The organism is Paraburkholderia sediminicola, assembly GCF_046027825.1.
GTDB classification, from domain to species: domain Bacteria; phylum Pseudomonadota; class Gammaproteobacteria; order Burkholderiales; family Burkholderiaceae; genus Paraburkholderia; species Paraburkholderia sediminicola_D.
In genome coordinates this window covers 1-14,319 of sequence record NZ_JAQQDU010000060.1, presented here as the reverse complement: position 1 = coordinate 14,319, position 14,319 = coordinate 1, and the positions used below count along the sequence as shown (strand labels likewise).

Below are 14,319 nucleotides of genomic sequence, written 5' to 3'. Positions count from 1 at the left end.
TTCCGGATGTTGAACTGTCCGCGCGTCGTGCGCATCTGGGTGATTTCTTCGAGGACGGTGCTGCCTACTTGCGACTCGACAGAATCATGAGAACGATAGCAACGACCGCGACAACGGCGAGCGGTCCAATGATTAGCGGCGCCAGAAACTTCGCAGGATTCACGGCCGACAACACCACACCGACAGCAAGGCTTGCGAGGAACACAAAGAGCCACCAACCCGCCGCATTTGCCTTGTTCGGCGGCACACGCTTTGAAACGAGCGTGTTCGCGTAGGCACCCTTGGCGAAGAAGAACGCGACGAACAGCACCAGCAGGATCGCGCCACCGATCATCAGGTCGCGGGACGAGGTGTCAACGCTCAGTTCGGCCGTAGTCGACGTGACGATTTGCGTTTGCGTCACACTGCTGCTCGTACTGGTCACGTTGGCGGCACTGGCCGCACTCGCGCCAGCGGTTTGCGGTGCGGGCAATGCGAACCCGCTCTGGTCTTTCTGGTCTTGCGCCATCTGGTTTGCTCCTGGCAAATCAATAGGTTGGTTAGTGTGGTTGGTTATCTGAAACTCAACGAATGGCCATCGGCGACCTTGAGCACCTTGGGACGGCCCAGTCCGCGCTTGACCGTCCCGATCAGCGTGCCGTTCTCGTCTCGAAGTTGGAGGTTCGCGAAAGGTTTCAGCACGACGTGCCGATGCACGTCATCGACGACGAGCGAATATCGCCTGCCGCGGCCGGATAGGAGCGTAATCGTCACGAGCGCGCCTACCAGTGCGAGTACGGCAACAATGACGAGCAATACCGGTAACAATGGATACTGGATACGCAACACAACGGGAACGAAAGCCTGCGAGGCACGCACGCTCGACGGCGCAGCGAAGATGCTTGAGATTGGATCGCCCGGAAACTCACGATTCAGCTCCGACTTGAACTCGTCCGAAAGTCCAAGCTGCTGGTCACTGAGATCGAGTTTCACCGTCATCGGCACCAGAACCTGTTTTCCCATCGCGGAAAGGGCCTGCACGGACCACGCGGACGGCACCTTTTCGACAGGGAGAACAAGGCGCACTTCGACGGATTCGCGTTGTCCTGGCTGCAAGCCCGTGACCGTCGAAGGCGATACTTCGACCGGCACCGACCGCTCCGGAATTGTCAAAGTCGCCTTTATGGCGGCATGCTGGATGACGTACGGATAGAACAGGTTCTGGAGCGACGCGCGCAATACGACTGTCGGGACGACCTTGCCCGCATCCACGTCGAGCACCAGCGTGCGCTGATCGGCGGCAAGACTTGTGTGTACGTCGGGGGAGTTAGCGATCGATTCCGGCACGATCCGCAGTGCGTCGAAGTCGAGTGGCTTGAGCCGTGCCGGTGGGCGCGTCAAAACCTGAGACAGACGTCCCTCTTTCAGGATTCGATCCAGTTCCTGTGCAGCTGGTTCACCATAAGCGAGCGCGTAGACCATCAATCCCTGCGCTTCGTAGAGCCGCCCCTTGACCGGCATCCGGAGCGGAAAGACGAGGGTTTTCGTAATCGAAGGCTCGAGATGAAGCAGTTTGTAGAAGTCGAGATTGCGCGCGGCCGTGGCCTGATCGTTGCCTGGGCTGTTCTTGTTATTTGTAAATATCCACAAGATGCCGGACGTGGACCTGAACGGACCGGTGATCGTCTTGACGATCGCTTCCTTGAAATCCGTATCGGCAAGGGCGGCGCTAGCGCCCTTGTGTGCAACGTCGAGAGGTCCCAGTCGCGCCCCGAAGTCGGATGCACCTTTGCCCGCCTCGAGCAGTTGAGGCGAAACATTCGCCCCGCTGCTCTGACTAAACGCCAGCAGGAAGACCGGATCATCGACGGACGTGACCGCCTGTGCGACTGCCGTTACAAGCGGCTTGAACTGCGAAGCTGTATCCGTATAGAACGGCTCCATCCATCCCGAGTTCTGAACGAGGAACGCCTGCTGGACGCCGGCGGCGGACGCGCAACCGAACGCACCCATCGCCATTGCACCAATGGCGATGCGAAGCCATTTTTTCATGCGAGTTTCCAACCATGAATGCGCCGGACGCGTGAGTGATAGGCCCACAGCGCGCCGTCGTGAATGAACAACCTCGTGCGCCACGGCTCCGGGGTGTTCCCGCTAAAGAAGCGTACTTCGTTGTCGCTGCTGTCGAAGCACAAGGTGTATGGCGTGCGCTCTTTCGAGTGGAGCGCGTTCTCAATGCCGACATCGCTCGCGACACGCAGGCCGATGACCCCGTCACCTACTGAAGATTCCAGCAGCGGGATGACGAATTCATTGGAAGCTGCGTCGTCCGCATGTTCGGGCTCTTCCCACGGCGGTGTTCTTGTCATCGAACCGAAGCGGAAATTGATCATGCCCGAACATAGACGGGGCGTCATTGCGTCGACGATCTCCGCTTCACGACGATCAATACGCACGCACACATAGCGCTCAGTGGCTGTGTTGAAGCAGAACTGCCAGAAAGCGCCGTCACTGGCGAGATAGGGGCTGCCAAACTCGAAGCGAGGACTCACGTGGTCCGGCCACGGCGAAAAGCTCGCGTTGACCACGCCGTCGTTCTGCTTTTGCAGACGCAACTGCCCGTCACCGCAAACCCAGACCGCACCGCGGCTGTATGACACCGGCAAACCGATGCCGTCGACGTTCACTGCGCCTTCGAAGGTGACTTCGCCTTTCAGGGTTCCCTCAGCATCGACACCGATGAACCTGATCGCGGCGTTTGCGGCTTGCAGGGGAACCCAGATCAGGTTGTCGAACGCGATGGGCGAACCAACCGCGGGCGCATTGCCGATATGCTCGACGTCATAGCTGAGCGAGGCGGCATCGGGTGTGATACACGCCAACCCGGATTGCGTCGGCACGAACAGGCTGCTCGCAGGCGCGTTGGCGGACTTTGCAATCTCGGCTCGCCAAGCATGATGCGGAAGACGGCATTCGTCGAGGAGCGAATGGCTGGCGCGTTCGAGCGGCAACCATTCGCGTGAACCGGCCAACCACACGAACAGCGAAGCCGTGGCCGGATCGAGCGCGATCAACGAAGCGGCATTCGACGCGAAAGGTGCCGAGAAGAACTGATACTCGCCGGGTGGCGGCAACTCTATAGTGCGGTCGGGTTCTGATTCGGCGCGACGCGCTTTGAGATCGCTGAGCGCGAGTGTGCGCTGAGTGCGACGTAGTCCGCGTGCGTCGGTCGCACTTCCGGTATTCATCGGCGCATTACCGAATGGCGGCGCCCAACCGATTGCGGCGCTGACGGGAGGGGCGCCGAGAGACTTACCTGTCAACGGCGAATGCGTGAACTCCGGCGGATAGAAACGTGGCGGCCTTGCGTCGTCGAAGGCAGCGCCCAAGAAGCCGGCTACATCGACCGCCGAAACATGTGCAGATACAGGGCGACCGCGCGCCGTTTCGGCCAATGCGAACGCTTCATTGGTTTGCTGCCATGACCCCGAGGGCAGCGCCCATTCACCATCCTTCTCTTTCATTCTTCTCTCTCAGCCGCGGCCTGATTTCGCGCTTTCCGGCGAATGTGCCATCAGACCGCCTAATCGCATCTGGCGTGGTGAGCCGGTTCTTAACGAATCGACCGGTCTCAGCATTTTTCGCGAAGCATATCAACGCGATGATCAATAACGTCTTTGTCCGTATCAGGACGTCCGCACATGAAACTTCACTGGCGAATTCTGAAACGGCAGGCTCAAAAAAGCTGCTGGCGGCGAATCACCCGGGCCCACCTAAATGACGCACAAAGGAGTTATCGGCATTTTATGGAAACACTTTAGGGGCTAAGCGAGTACTTTCTATTGGTCTCCACCCGACAGATGGAACAACGTGAAAATTTGCAAGTTGAACCTCGCTTCGAATGTGCGGCGCAAACGTTTTCGTTATCCGTTTAGCCGCCCGTCAAGCTCAAATTAATCATTTTCCCGAGATGAGCAAAGCCATCGCTGATTGGGCGCCGCCGCCGATCGAGATACCACCCGTTACGGCAAGAAAACCGCCGTTGACGCGCTTGAGCCTAATGACTGTTGCTAGGAGCAATCGCGCATGCTCGATGTTCTCAAAAGCCACCATTCGAAATCGGAACTTCAGCAATGAATCGAACGCCCGCGAAGACCGATGACCGGTCGCCGTCCGGGGCGGTTCGCACCAACGCTTCGTCGGCCATTGTCGACGGGTAGTGGCAACCCCTCGACTCGGACAAACGGCCGCCTGGTAGCGTTTGACCGTCGTCGGTGTGAATCAAACGACTGGTCCACGTCGCTAAGCGCTACGACGCCGTGATGAATGTCAAGGATTTGGACCTGTAACCAACTTCTCACTCGGCCGGTCTGCGGTTTTCCAAAGCTGCCGTGAAAGTCATCGGCCTCATACCGGAAACGACCGAGACACCGCTGCTTCCGAAGGAAGCAACTAACCCACTCAGCGATGCCGCCATTAACAGTCCGAGGTGCAATGCAACTCGCATAACATTGCCGTTCCAGACCGAATTTAACAACGACGACGAATCCCATGTGTTAGCGTTCCAACTCAATCGTTAAGGGAGATAAGAATGCCGTTCGATAAATCTTCAGCAGCGACCTATGCGGATAACCATGCGGAATCACACAGCACTGGCAACTGTGCAAGGTACGTGCGCAAGGCAATCGAATCGGGCGGAATCTCATTGCACCACGCTCACTACGCCAAAGACTACGGCCCACTTCTCGAGGCCGTCGGCTTTCGTTAAGCGGTCGGCGATCCGCAGATAGGCGATGTGATCGTGATACAGCCAGCCCCGGGAAATCCTGCAGGGCACATGGCGATCTTTGACGGCTCCATATGGGTATCTGATTTCAAGCAAACGCACCTAGGCTCGCAAGGCTTCTATCCGGGCACGTCTTATCGACAATCGCAGCCGGTATACAAAATTTATCGATACAACTGAGACGAAAGATGAAGAAGCTATTGACCCTCGCCGTGTCGGTACTGCTGCTGGTTGGCGGTTTGCTTTTCCAGCAAGGGGCGTTTGCGGATAGCGCTACTCCTGATGCAAGCACGAAGGCGTTTTATGCTTGGTATATCAAGTTGGAATCTAAAGATACCTATCCGTTGTTGGACAAGGGCATTTATGTCTACGTGACCAAGGCAACGGTCGACGGACTTCGGAACGCCTACCGCCACAACAAGCTGCCCGGCGACAGTGACTATTTCACGAAGGTGCAGGACTACGACGAACAGGACTGGTCTAACAACATCGCAACACACCAGGTGATCATGCTCGGCGATGTCGCGGTCGTTCCGGTTACCCCCGGCGTCAGACTACTTGTCGTGTTATCTGATTCTTATAGACATGGTCCGGGGGCGGTAAAATCAGGGTGAATGAAAACCTACTCAGCAGAAAGAAAAGAAGCGCTGGTGCGGCGCATGATGCCGCCGGAAAACGCGCTGGTTTCGGCGCTGGCCAGAGAAACGGGAATTACCGAACAGACGTTGTACACGTGGCGCCGACAGGCGAAAGGACAAGGGTTGGCCGTGCCGGGCGATGGGAAGAATCCCGAAGGATGGTCTTCGGAGGACAAGTTTGCAGTAGTGCTGGAAACCGCGCCGCTCAATGCAGCGGAGCTGGCCGAGTATTGCCGTCGAAAAGGTCTTTATCCAGAACAGATCTCCGCCTGGCGAGCCGCTTGCCGTTCGGCCAATGCGAATGTCACGGAGCAGGCACGAGAGCAACGCCATCAGTCGAAAGAGGACAGGAAGCGCATCCAGCAGCTCGAGAAGGAATTGCAGCGCAAGGAGAAGGCGCTGGCGGAAGCGACTGCGCTGCTGATTCTGAGAAAAAAAGCCCAGGCGATCGGGGGAGACAAAGAGGACGATTGATCAACGTCCCGGATCGCCTGTTATGTATATCGTTGATACGCGAGGCGGCGCAGTCGGGCTGTCGGCTGGAGAACGCTTGCGACGAGCTGGGCGTGAGCTTGCGCACGTTCCAGCGCTGGGTGGGTGACGGTGACGCGGTGCGCGCCGATGGCCGTACCACGACCGAACGGCCGCCGCCGGGTAACCAACTGAGTGAGGCCGAACGGCAACAGATTCTTGAGGTAGCCAATAGTGCGGAGTTTGCCAGCCTGCCGCCCAGTCAGATCGTGCCAAGCCTGGCGGATCGCGGCGTGTATGTCGCGTCGGAATCGAGCTTTTATCGCGTGCTGCGCAGCGCCTCGCAGCAGCATCATCGGGGTCGTGCGCGCAAGCCTTCGACCCGGGTGGTGACCAGTCATTGTGCGACAGCGCCGAATCAGGTTTGGTCGTGGGACATCACGTGGCTGCCGGCGGCGGTCAAATGACAGTACTACTACTGGTACATGATGCTGGACGTGTTCAGCCGTAAGATTGTTGCTCACGAAGTGCATGAAGCCGAATCGGCGGAACTGGCCGCGTTGCTGATGCGGCGTGCCAGTCTGGCCGAGGGCCTGGCAGGACGTCCTCTGGTGCAGCACTCGGATAACGGCAGCCCGATGAAGGGTGCGACGATGCTTGCCACTCTGGAGAACTTGGGGGTCGCGGCCTCGTTTAGCCGGCCGCGTGTGAGTAATGACAACCCGTACGCAGAGTCGCTGTTCCGCACCTGCAAGTACCGGCCCGACTACCCGCGCAGGCCGTTCGGCAGCGTGGATGAGGCCCGGGCCTGGACGCAGAAGTTCGTGCGTTGGTACAACCAGGAGCACAAACATAGCGGCCTGAAATTCGTTACGCCGGCGCAGCGCCACAACGGCGTAGCCGCCGCAGTGCTCGCGCAACGTGAAGCCGTTTATGCAGAGGCTAGGGAGCGCAATCCACGGCGTTGGTCCCGATCGACGCGTAATTGGGAATTGAAGGATGAAGTCTGGCTCAATCCGGAGCGCATGCAGCCGGAAAAACTAAAGCAGTTTGCTTGAAGTGACACGACAAGTACGTTGACAACCGCCGTCGTCGCGCTCGCTATACCGATGCACCGACAATTGCCTAAATTGCGCCGGCTAGCCCCGCAGTTGGCTGGCGCACTTGTGGCGGGGTGTGCGATGGGTATCTCATCGGCCATTTTGATCCCAAGGCTCCTGGGGGCCACGGGTCAAATACTTGCCACTATTGCTCCGAAGAGCGTGACGGCAGGAATTGCTATCCGCATTTCCGAGAAAATCGGCGGGTTACCGTCGCTGACGGTCGTCCTTGTGATCATGACCGGCATCACTGGCGCGGTGATCGGCAGCGGCCTTTTGAAGTTGATTCACGTGTCGAGGCACGACCTGGGTGGCTTCGCACTGGGTGTCGCGTCCCATGGAATCGGCACTGCTCGTGCGTTGCAGATGAGTGAAGAAGCCGGCGCATTTGCAGGCCTCGGGATGGGCCTGAACGGTGTTCTGACGTCGTTTGCCCTGCCAATTATTTATCCGATCCTGAGCGGCTTTTTCTGACGCGACAGATCCATTTCGCAGCTTTATTTGCAACACGGCTTCTGCTCGCGCAGTCTTAGTGTGTTGCATCCACCGTTTCAGCCTGCCACCGAAACACAGGCTCGAACTGGCGGAACTCCGTTCGGCCTCCAACGGGTCTATGCTTGATTAGCGCATTCGCACTATATGACCAAGGAGGCGTGTCATGAAACCCGCGCTATGTGTCGCCGTCGTCAGTATGCTGTTCGGGGTCCAACTGGCGCACGCCGCCTGCCCCAACGACGCCGTCTTCCTCATTCTCGGTGATCAGATTCGCGGTTACTCCTTGCGTGCCAACGGAGCGACCGAGCCCTGCCAGGTGCTGCAAGGGCCGCTCACCACCCTCATGACCGCTGGAGCGACGGTGATCGACCAGAAGGACGCCTTTCACGTCGCGCAGTTTCTTACCGACAGCACCGTCGACATCTTTCCGCGGAAGGCCGAGGGCAATGAGGCACCCAGTCGGTCGTTCATGTTGACGATAACAAATGACCTGCTCAGCATCGCGGTGGATTCCCACCTCAACGACTTCGTCCTGACCGTTCGCCCCTCGGAGGCGGGGGTGCTGGTCGCTCCCGCCAACAGCTCTGGGCCTGTGACCAACGCGATTCACATTACAGATCCGAATATCGTCCAGTACGTGAGCATTGCGATCGACAGCGAGGACAATCTGCTGATTGCGGGTTACGACATACGGGGCGCGGCGATCATCGACACGTTTGGCACGCGTCGGAGCATGACCTCCCCGCCGCTTCTGCGCAGCCTCACGGGTAGCAAAACCGGCCTGCTGCCGGGGGCCGGACTTTTTGCAAGGAACAACATGACGATCGCTGTCGATCCGCGTACGGACGAGTTATTCGTCTACAACCAGACCGCGGACGTGACGCAGATCCAGGTGAGCGTTTTCGCCGCCAAGGCGAACGGCGACGTGGCGCCGGTACGGACAATCAGCGGTCCAGCCACCGGAATCACTGGCTCTGGCTTACCGGGAAACAAGATCGCCATCTCCTCGGACGGGCGGCTCCTTGATGCCGAGCCAAACCTGCGCATTCTCGCGTTCGCGCCGGGGGCAAGGGGCAATGTGGCGCCGTCTCAGGTCATCGAGGACTCCACCCCAGGTCCAGTCACCCTGGGCGGGATCGCGGTCCGGTCGAGAGGTGGCCGGCAACATGATGGAAATGACGATGATCAATGAAACGGACGAAATCGGAAAATCCGTTAATCAGCTAATCAGCTAATCAGCTAACTAACGGGACGGTCGGAGATCTCGGTTATCGTCGTTCGCTGCGTGTGCCAACGCCAGCGCCAGCCTTGCCCCCACCTCGGCATTGTGTTTGACGAGTGCGATGTTTGTCGCAAGGCTGCGTCCACTCGTCAGTGCCTTGATGCGAGCTAGCAGGAAGGGTGTCACGGCCTTGCCGGCAATTCCTTTCGCTGTGGCCTCGGCGAGCGCCTGCTGAGTCAGCGTGTCGATCTCTTCGACGCTCATCGCTGCCGCTTCCGGCACCGGAGTGCTCAACACCACGCCGCCCACGAGGCCCAAGTCCCACTTGGTGCGGATGAAGCGTGCCTGCTGTGCCGCGTCGTCCAGCCTGAAGTCCGCGCGAAAGCCGCTGTCGCGCGTGTAAAACGCAGCGAAGTTGTCTTGCTCGCAACTGAGCACCGGCACGCCGTGTGTCTCCAGGTATTCCAACGTGAGCCCGATGTCCAGGATGGACTTCGCACCGGCACAGACCACCGCCACCGAGGTCTTTGCCAGTTCCTGCAGGTCGGCTGAAATGTCGAAGGTTTCCGGCGCGCCTCGGTGCACACCGCCAATGCCTCCGGTAACGAAGACCTCGATGCCGGCGAGAGCGGCACATATCATCGTGCCAGCGACTGTCGTGGCGCCAAGCCCTCCGTCGGCCAGCACTGCCGGCAAGTCGCGGCGGCTGACCTTGTGTACCTGGTCCGAGCGGCCGAGCAGTTCCAGTTCGTCGTCCGAAAGGCCGATGCGGATTCGCCCGCCGATCAGTGCGATAGTCGCGGGCTCGGCGCCCAGGTCACGGATCAAGGCCTCCACTTCGCGCGCCGTGCGAACGTTCTCCGGATAGGGCATGCCGTGAGCGACGATGGTCGATTCCAGCGCCACAAGCGGGCGGCCGGCGGCCTGTGCAGCGGCCACAGGTGCGCTGTAGGTCAACCACGAGTGTGCAAGGTCCGCGACCATGTCGATGTATCCGTTGATGTGATTCGCTTAAGTATGCAACACAAGGCTGGTCCACGGGTCGCGCGCTGCAGCGCGAGCGCCAACTCGATCTTTACCACCGACGCCTCGGCAGCCGTGAGAGCGAACGCCTGGCATCCAGATCACTACATTTGTATGTATAGCTTTGGATCGCGCCCTGCTATTCTGTTTAAATTGCACGCTGCCCTATCCGCAGGCGGCGAATTTCCTGATCGAGCGTCGTCATGCGATCGTCAGGCCTCAGGGTGCGCAGGTTCAGCTCGGCGGCTCAGGAGCGCGCGTTCCGGTGGGACTACGCGCGACGGTTCTCCGGACAGCGCAGACTCGCCATCGCAATCTTCACCGCGTTGTGGGTCGTATTTTCCATCCGCGACTTCCCGCGGTTAAACGTACTCGATCCCGCCCATCTGCACCACAACGAGCTCATTCTCCTGCGAGTCGCCGCAGCGATCGGAATGGCGATTCCCGTGCTGTTCTGGACCCCGCGCGCGCTCGATGAGCGTTGGGCCGTTGGGCTGCTCAGTGTCTGGACGATCAGTTGCTGGTTCGCCACCCTGAGAATGCTGCAGTTCTATCCGGGCGACCTTGGCTGGCGGGAAGTCTATCCGGTGCTGATGCTTTGTCTTTTCGTGATATTCATGGCCTTTCGGCTTCGGGTCATCACGGCGGCCTGGCTAATCGGGATATGCATCGTCAGCTATCTGATCATGCTTTATTTCAAACCCGTCGGCGGGAGTGTCGAACTGCGCGTGGAGTCGGTCGCTGCGCACGCCACGATGCTGCCGTTGATGGCTGTCGTCGGCGTGCTGCTCAGCATCCCGCTGGAACGTGCCGCGAGGCGCGAATTCATCTACCGGCGCACCTTGCGCGCGGCCAAGGCGCGCGTCGAAGCGGCGTCGCGCGCGGTCAACGAGCAGAACAGACGCATGCAAGAGCTCGTCAGGGAGAAAGAGCGATTCTTTTCATCGGCGTATCACGACATCCAGCAGCCTCTCGCCGCAATCAACCTTTTCATCCGAAGCGCCCGGACGAGGATCAGGAGCGGATACACCGTGGATCGCGAGCTTGATGTCATCGAGGAGACCGCGTCCGACATCCTCGACATGTTCAAGGACATTCAGGACTACAGCGAGCTGGGTTCATATGTTCCCCATGTCGTACCGGTCGATACCCACGGCCTATTGACCGAGGTCTTCGAGCAATACCGGGAGACAGCCCGATTGCGTGGCATCGATCTAAGAATCGCGGGACGGCGAAGGTACCCGCCGTCCATCGAGACCGACCGATCGCTCTTCAAGCGGTCCGTCTCGAATCTCGTCTCGAACGCGATCAAGAACACGTCATCGGGTGGCGTTGTGCTTGGCTGGGTGCAACTGAATGAACGGCTGCGCGTCGATGTCTGGGATACCGGCATCGGTATTGCGCCCGCCCATCGGGACGCGATCTTCTCCGAGTACTATCAGATCAACAATCCGGGGCGCGACCGTTCGAAAGGGCTGGGACTGGGGCTGTCGATTGTGCATCGTGCGATCCATATTCTGCCGGGACACAGCATGAGTTTCGCCTCCGTGGAAGGGCGCGGATCGCGCTTTTCCCTTTACGCGACGGTTTCGGCATCAACCCCGAGCGTCGGGGCAGATGCGCAGGATGGCGACGTCTACACGGCCGATCTCACTGGCACATTCATGCTCCTGTGCGACGATGAACCTACCGTCCTCGAAGGCCTGAGGCGTCTTTTCTCAAGCGCGGGCGCGCTCGTGTACGCCGCCGAGTCGATGGCGGGATTCGAAGCCATCCTTGCCGATGACAGCCGCATTCCCGATCTCATCGTCGCCGACATCCGTCTGCGCGACGGAGCCACCGGCAAGGAGGTTGCTAATCGGATCAGGCGTCATTTCGCGTGGGCGGGCGTTATTCCCGTCGCATTTATCACCGGCGAGCTGCTGTCCGATCACGTCCTTCGCGACTTCCCCGAACCGTTCGTGCTATTGCGCAAGTCCTCTGCCCCCAAAGACCTGCTGGCGGAGATCAGCCGGTACGTGAGCGCTCAGCGGAAGATGAAACTCGATCTCGCGAAGGATCAGTGACTGCAAGCGTCCCGAGCGCGGTGGTCCCGCGGTGGTCCCGCGGTGGTCCCTCGGTGGTCCTATTGGCACGCTTGGTACGCTTAATTCGTCTAATGATGGGCGAAAACCGCCACTTTTCAGGCAACGCCATATAGATCAGCCGCCACTGCGTACTATCTGACCTGAAGACATCTGACGATTACTACCGGTTTAGCCATCCTCCGATGTGTGATCACAGCTCGGCTCGAAGACAGTTCCAGGAGACGACGGAATGCGCGTACTGATCGTCGACGACCATGAACTGTTCAGAGCCGGATTGGCGCTTCTACTGACGGAGCTCTTTCCGGACATCGAATTGCTGCACGCGAGCACATTGTTGCAGGGGGTAAATCACGCGCTTGGCGAGCTACTGAATATCGTTTTTCTCGATCTCGACCTGCCCGATGGCAACGGTTGCAATGCGCTTGCCGAATTGAAGGCGTCGCGACCGTCGTTACCGGTGATCGTGATATCGGCCGATGAGCGAGTGGAAACCATCAGTCGATGCATCCAGCTTCGCGCCATGGGATACGTGCCCAAATCGTCGCCGCCTGAAGCGCTTCGTGCCGCGATAAGCGCGGTGCTTGCGGGGGGCGTGTTCCTTCCAGCCTCCAGCATCGCCAGCCTCAGTCGTGATATGGACACTGACAAGGCTCCGGCAAATGGACCTGAGGATAGACAGCCGCACGTTAAATCGGAAACGAGCAATGCATCCGAGCTGGGACTCACACCGAGAGAGTTCGAAACATTGGCGTGGCTGGTGCGCGGACTTCCGTCCAAGGCGATTGCCCTGAGAATGGGGCTCGAGGACATTACGATCCGGAAATACGTCAGTCATCTGCTTGCGCATTTCAATCTGCGGCGCCGTACCGAACTCATCGTCATGCTGGCGGATAGAGGGATCAAGCTTGGCGTCCCGCCGGTCACGGATCCGGCGCTTGACCGAAACCTGCCGGCTGCCGGCGAGCACCCAACCCACTGACTTCAGCCAGCGTGCTTTCGATCGATCGCGATCAGGCATGTCAATCTGATCGTACTCGGCGAATGTCGCGTCCCGATACTCGTGCGCGATACCTACGTCCGTGTCCCCACATCTACGCGAAGCCGTTCCCCATTCGGCACCCTGCCGGCTATCACTCCGCCCACGGCGGTGTTAGTGCATACATCTTTCGCCGACGATTGCTGTCCACCGCCTACACATGTGCGTTGCGACGGCGTTTCGCCTGACCAAGAATGAATATGACAGCAACGCTGAGGGGGCATTCGTCAAGTGCACCCGGAACGGTTGCTCGTCGTGATGAGCTGAACCGGCGTTGGCTCGTGCGAAACGCGAATAACGAATCGCATGAACGGAAAACTCAACGTGGATAAAGGAACCAACATGAAATCTCCCCTGATAGTTGCATCCGCTGTCGTGCTGTTTGTCATGGCCGGTGTTGCGCATTCGCAAGGCACACCACAAACCTCTCAACCCGCCACGCAAGAAAACGCCGCGACCCAAACCTCTGACCCGAGTGCGGGGATGGAAGCATACGGCGGTACGCCCGACACACGGGTACAAAGCGGTGCAAGCCATGCCAGACCGTGCCGGGTGGATCCACAGTGCAACGTTTTCTTCGGAGGGAGCTAACAGGCGCACGAGAGGCGCGACGGCTTCAGGAGCAAGCGGAATGGGCGTCGTAAAGAGCGGTTGGGCGGTCGCGAAGCTTGCGTTCGAATAGCTGCGCCAGTTTCAAGTTCGGCGTCGCTAACGCAACGCGTTGATGACGAAAGGTAAAGATATGAAAGTGCAACCCCTGGCTGTAACCGTCGTGCTATTCCTGCTCACCGCGGCCGGCGCTGCCGACGCTCAGGAAATGCAGCCGTCAGACGTCACTAGCCACTCATCCAGTCAGCAGCCAATCAATTCATCGCAGCAGGCGATGCCGATGGACGGCGGCAGTACGTGGGACTATGGAGCCCAACCGGGCGGACGAAATGGCTACGGCAAAACCCGAGACGGTCAACCGTGCGTGGTGGGTCTGTCGTGCGATATTTATCAGGGTAGCTAACCTGGGTGGCTGTGTCGCGATCAGCCAACTCGCTAGCGATAAATGCCTTCAACCAGCCGTTAGTCAATGACGTTCACTTCAACGGCTTTTGGATCGGTCAGTTCGAATGTACGAATCCGACCGGCGCGGACGTCGAGCACCAGCCGGTCTATCGATTCGATTTCGAGCATTTCCCTTTCGACGTTGCCGCTCGCGACGGCCGCAATCTTTCCCTGCCAGTCGCGGCGGTGATATAGCAACATGATCACGGCGCTGGCGCGCCGCATAAAGAACCGTTCCATTCCCCGCGTCCGTCGGCCTTGAATGCCTGTTTCTCAATTCCGGACAGACCATAGCACGCGGGTATCGCCAGAAGCGGGGTCGCAAAGAACGTGAAAGAAACGCCCAGTCGACGTTACACAGCCATAACCGAAACCGCCTTCGTCACCAGATAACCTTCCATGGCTTCCGGCCCCCCTTCCGACCCATAC

The 14,319-nt window shown here is 59.1% G+C and carries 14 protein-coding genes and 1 pseudogene; 8 read left to right on the top strand and 7 right to left on the bottom strand.

Annotated features, from left to right (window positions below):
- Positions 1-64: 64 nt before the first annotated feature.
- The 5 genes from PQQ96_RS27710 to PQQ96_RS27690 all read right to left on the bottom strand — a co-directional run bounded on the left by PQQ96_RS27710 (position 65) and on the right by PQQ96_RS27690 (position 4,816).
- On the bottom strand, positions 65-508 hold the full coding sequence (locus PQQ96_RS27710; protein WP_408298569.1) for a hypothetical protein: 444 nt from the start codon (positions 506-508) through the stop codon (positions 65-67).
- 44 nt (positions 509-552) lie between these two features.
- Positions 553-2,031, bottom strand: a complete 1,479-nt coding sequence (locus PQQ96_RS27705) for a hypothetical protein (protein WP_408298567.1) — start codon at positions 2,029-2,031, stop codon at positions 553-555.
- Positions 2,028-3,503 (bottom strand): hypothetical protein, encoded by a 1,476-nt coding sequence (locus PQQ96_RS27700; protein WP_408298565.1) that lies wholly within the window; start codon positions 3,501-3,503, stop codon positions 2,028-2,030. The genes PQQ96_RS27705 and PQQ96_RS27700 overlap by 4 nt, the downstream gene beginning before the upstream one ends.
- Before the next feature lie 433 nt (positions 3,504-3,936).
- On the bottom strand, positions 3,937-4,092 hold the full coding sequence (locus PQQ96_RS27695) for a hypothetical protein (RefSeq protein WP_408298563.1): 156 nt from the start codon (positions 4,090-4,092) through the stop codon (positions 3,937-3,939).
- A 589-nt stretch (positions 4,093-4,681) separates the two neighbouring features.
- Complete coding sequence (locus PQQ96_RS27690; RefSeq protein ID WP_408298561.1) at positions 4,682-4,816, bottom strand: hypothetical protein; 135 nt, start codon at positions 4,814-4,816, stop codon at positions 4,682-4,684.
- 137 nt (positions 4,817-4,953) lie between these two features.
- Here PQQ96_RS27690 and PQQ96_RS27685 point away from each other — a divergent pair, with 137 nt between their 5' ends.
- The 4 genes and pseudogenes from PQQ96_RS27685 (at position 4,954) to PQQ96_RS27670 (ending at position 8,661) form a co-directional block, all read left to right on the top strand.
- Entirely contained in the window at positions 4,954-5,379 is a 426-nt protein-coding gene (locus PQQ96_RS27685) for a hypothetical protein (RefSeq protein ID WP_408298560.1), read from the top strand.
- Positions 5,380-6,932: pseudogene (locus tag PQQ96_RS27680) on the top strand (IS3 family transposase).
- A gap of 18 nt (positions 6,933-6,950) precedes the next feature.
- On the top strand, positions 6,951-7,448 hold the full coding sequence (locus PQQ96_RS27675) for an LrgB family protein (RefSeq protein WP_408298558.1): 498 nt from the start codon (positions 6,951-6,953) through the stop codon (positions 7,446-7,448).
- A 184-nt stretch (positions 7,449-7,632) separates the two neighbouring features.
- A complete protein-coding gene (locus PQQ96_RS27670; RefSeq protein ID WP_408298556.1) occupies positions 7,633-8,661 on the top strand; it encodes a hypothetical protein in 1,029 nt (342 codons plus the stop codon).
- 51 nt (positions 8,662-8,712) lie between these two features.
- Here the strand turns inward: PQQ96_RS27670 and PQQ96_RS27665 are convergent, their stop codons facing one another.
- The gene (locus tag PQQ96_RS27665) at positions 8,713-9,675 is read right to left on the bottom strand and encodes a pseudouridine-5'-phosphate glycosidase (protein ID WP_408298554.1); all 963 of its coding nucleotides are present in this window, start codon (positions 9,673-9,675) and stop codon (positions 8,713-8,715) included.
- A gap of 242 nt (positions 9,676-9,917) precedes the next feature.
- On the opposite strand from PQQ96_RS27665, the gene PQQ96_RS27660 reads away from it, so the two are divergent.
- From PQQ96_RS27660 to PQQ96_RS27645, 4 genes are all read left to right on the top strand, one after another.
- Positions 9,918-11,780 (top strand): ATP-binding response regulator, encoded by a 1,863-nt coding sequence (locus tag PQQ96_RS27660; RefSeq protein ID WP_408298553.1) that lies wholly within the window; start codon positions 9,918-9,920, stop codon positions 11,778-11,780.
- 250 nt (positions 11,781-12,030) lie between these two features.
- Positions 12,031-12,780, top strand: coding sequence for a response regulator transcription factor (locus tag PQQ96_RS27655; RefSeq protein ID WP_408298551.1), 750 nt, complete (start codon positions 12,031-12,033; stop codon positions 12,778-12,780).
- A gap of 363 nt (positions 12,781-13,143) precedes the next feature.
- Positions 13,144-13,428: a hypothetical protein gene (locus PQQ96_RS27650; protein WP_408298549.1), complete on the top strand. Its 285-nt coding sequence runs from the start codon at positions 13,144-13,146 to the stop codon at positions 13,426-13,428.
- A gap of 151 nt (positions 13,429-13,579) precedes the next feature.
- The gene (locus PQQ96_RS27645) at positions 13,580-13,849 is read left to right on the top strand and encodes a hypothetical protein (protein WP_408298547.1); all 270 of its coding nucleotides are present in this window, start codon (positions 13,580-13,582) and stop codon (positions 13,847-13,849) included.
- Positions 13,850-13,908: 59 nt separating this feature from the next.
- On the opposite strand, the gene PQQ96_RS27640 is transcribed toward PQQ96_RS27645, so the two are convergent.
- Entirely contained in the window at positions 13,909-14,115 is a 207-nt protein-coding gene (locus PQQ96_RS27640) for a hypothetical protein (protein WP_408298545.1), read from the bottom strand.
- Positions 14,116-14,319: the final 204 nt, after the last annotated feature.

Excerpts from the sequence above, each read along its gene's own strand:
- PQQ96_RS27645 (WP_408298547.1), top strand. The coding sequence starts at position 13,580 with ATGAAAGTGCAACCCCTGGCTGTAACCGTCGTGCTATTCCTGCTCACC.
- PQQ96_RS27660 (WP_408298553.1), top strand. The coding sequence starts at position 9,918 with ATGCGATCGTCAGGCCTCAGGGTGCGCAGGTTCAGCTCGGCGGCTCAG.
- PQQ96_RS27665 (WP_408298554.1), bottom strand. The coding sequence starts at position 9,675 with ATGGTCGCGGACCTTGCACACTCGTGGTTGACCTACAGCGCACCTGTG.
- PQQ96_RS27670 (WP_408298556.1), top strand. The coding sequence starts at position 7,633 with ATGAAACCCGCGCTATGTGTCGCCGTCGTCAGTATGCTGTTCGGGGTC.
- PQQ96_RS27705 (WP_408298567.1), bottom strand. The coding sequence starts at position 2,031 with ATGAAAAAATGGCTTCGCATCGCCATTGGTGCAATGGCGATGGGTGCG.
- PQQ96_RS27695 (WP_408298563.1), bottom strand. The coding sequence starts at position 4,092 with ATGGTGGCTTTTGAGAACATCGAGCATGCGCGATTGCTCCTAGCAACA.
- PQQ96_RS27640 (WP_408298545.1), bottom strand. The coding sequence starts at position 14,115 with ATGCGGCGCGCCAGCGCCGTGATCATGTTGCTATATCACCGCCGCGAC.
- PQQ96_RS27655 (WP_408298551.1), top strand. The coding sequence starts at position 12,031 with ATGCGCGTACTGATCGTCGACGACCATGAACTGTTCAGAGCCGGATTG.
- PQQ96_RS27685 (WP_408298560.1), top strand. The coding sequence starts at position 4,954 with ATGAAGAAGCTATTGACCCTCGCCGTGTCGGTACTGCTGCTGGTTGGC.
- PQQ96_RS27700 (WP_408298565.1), bottom strand. The coding sequence starts at position 3,503 with ATGAAAGAGAAGGATGGTGAATGGGCGCTGCCCTCGGGGTCATGGCAG.
- PQQ96_RS27710 (WP_408298569.1), bottom strand. The coding sequence starts at position 508 with ATGGCGCAAGACCAGAAAGACCAGAGCGGGTTCGCATTGCCCGCACCG.
- PQQ96_RS27650 (WP_408298549.1), top strand. The coding sequence starts at position 13,144 with ATGAACGGAAAACTCAACGTGGATAAAGGAACCAACATGAAATCTCCC.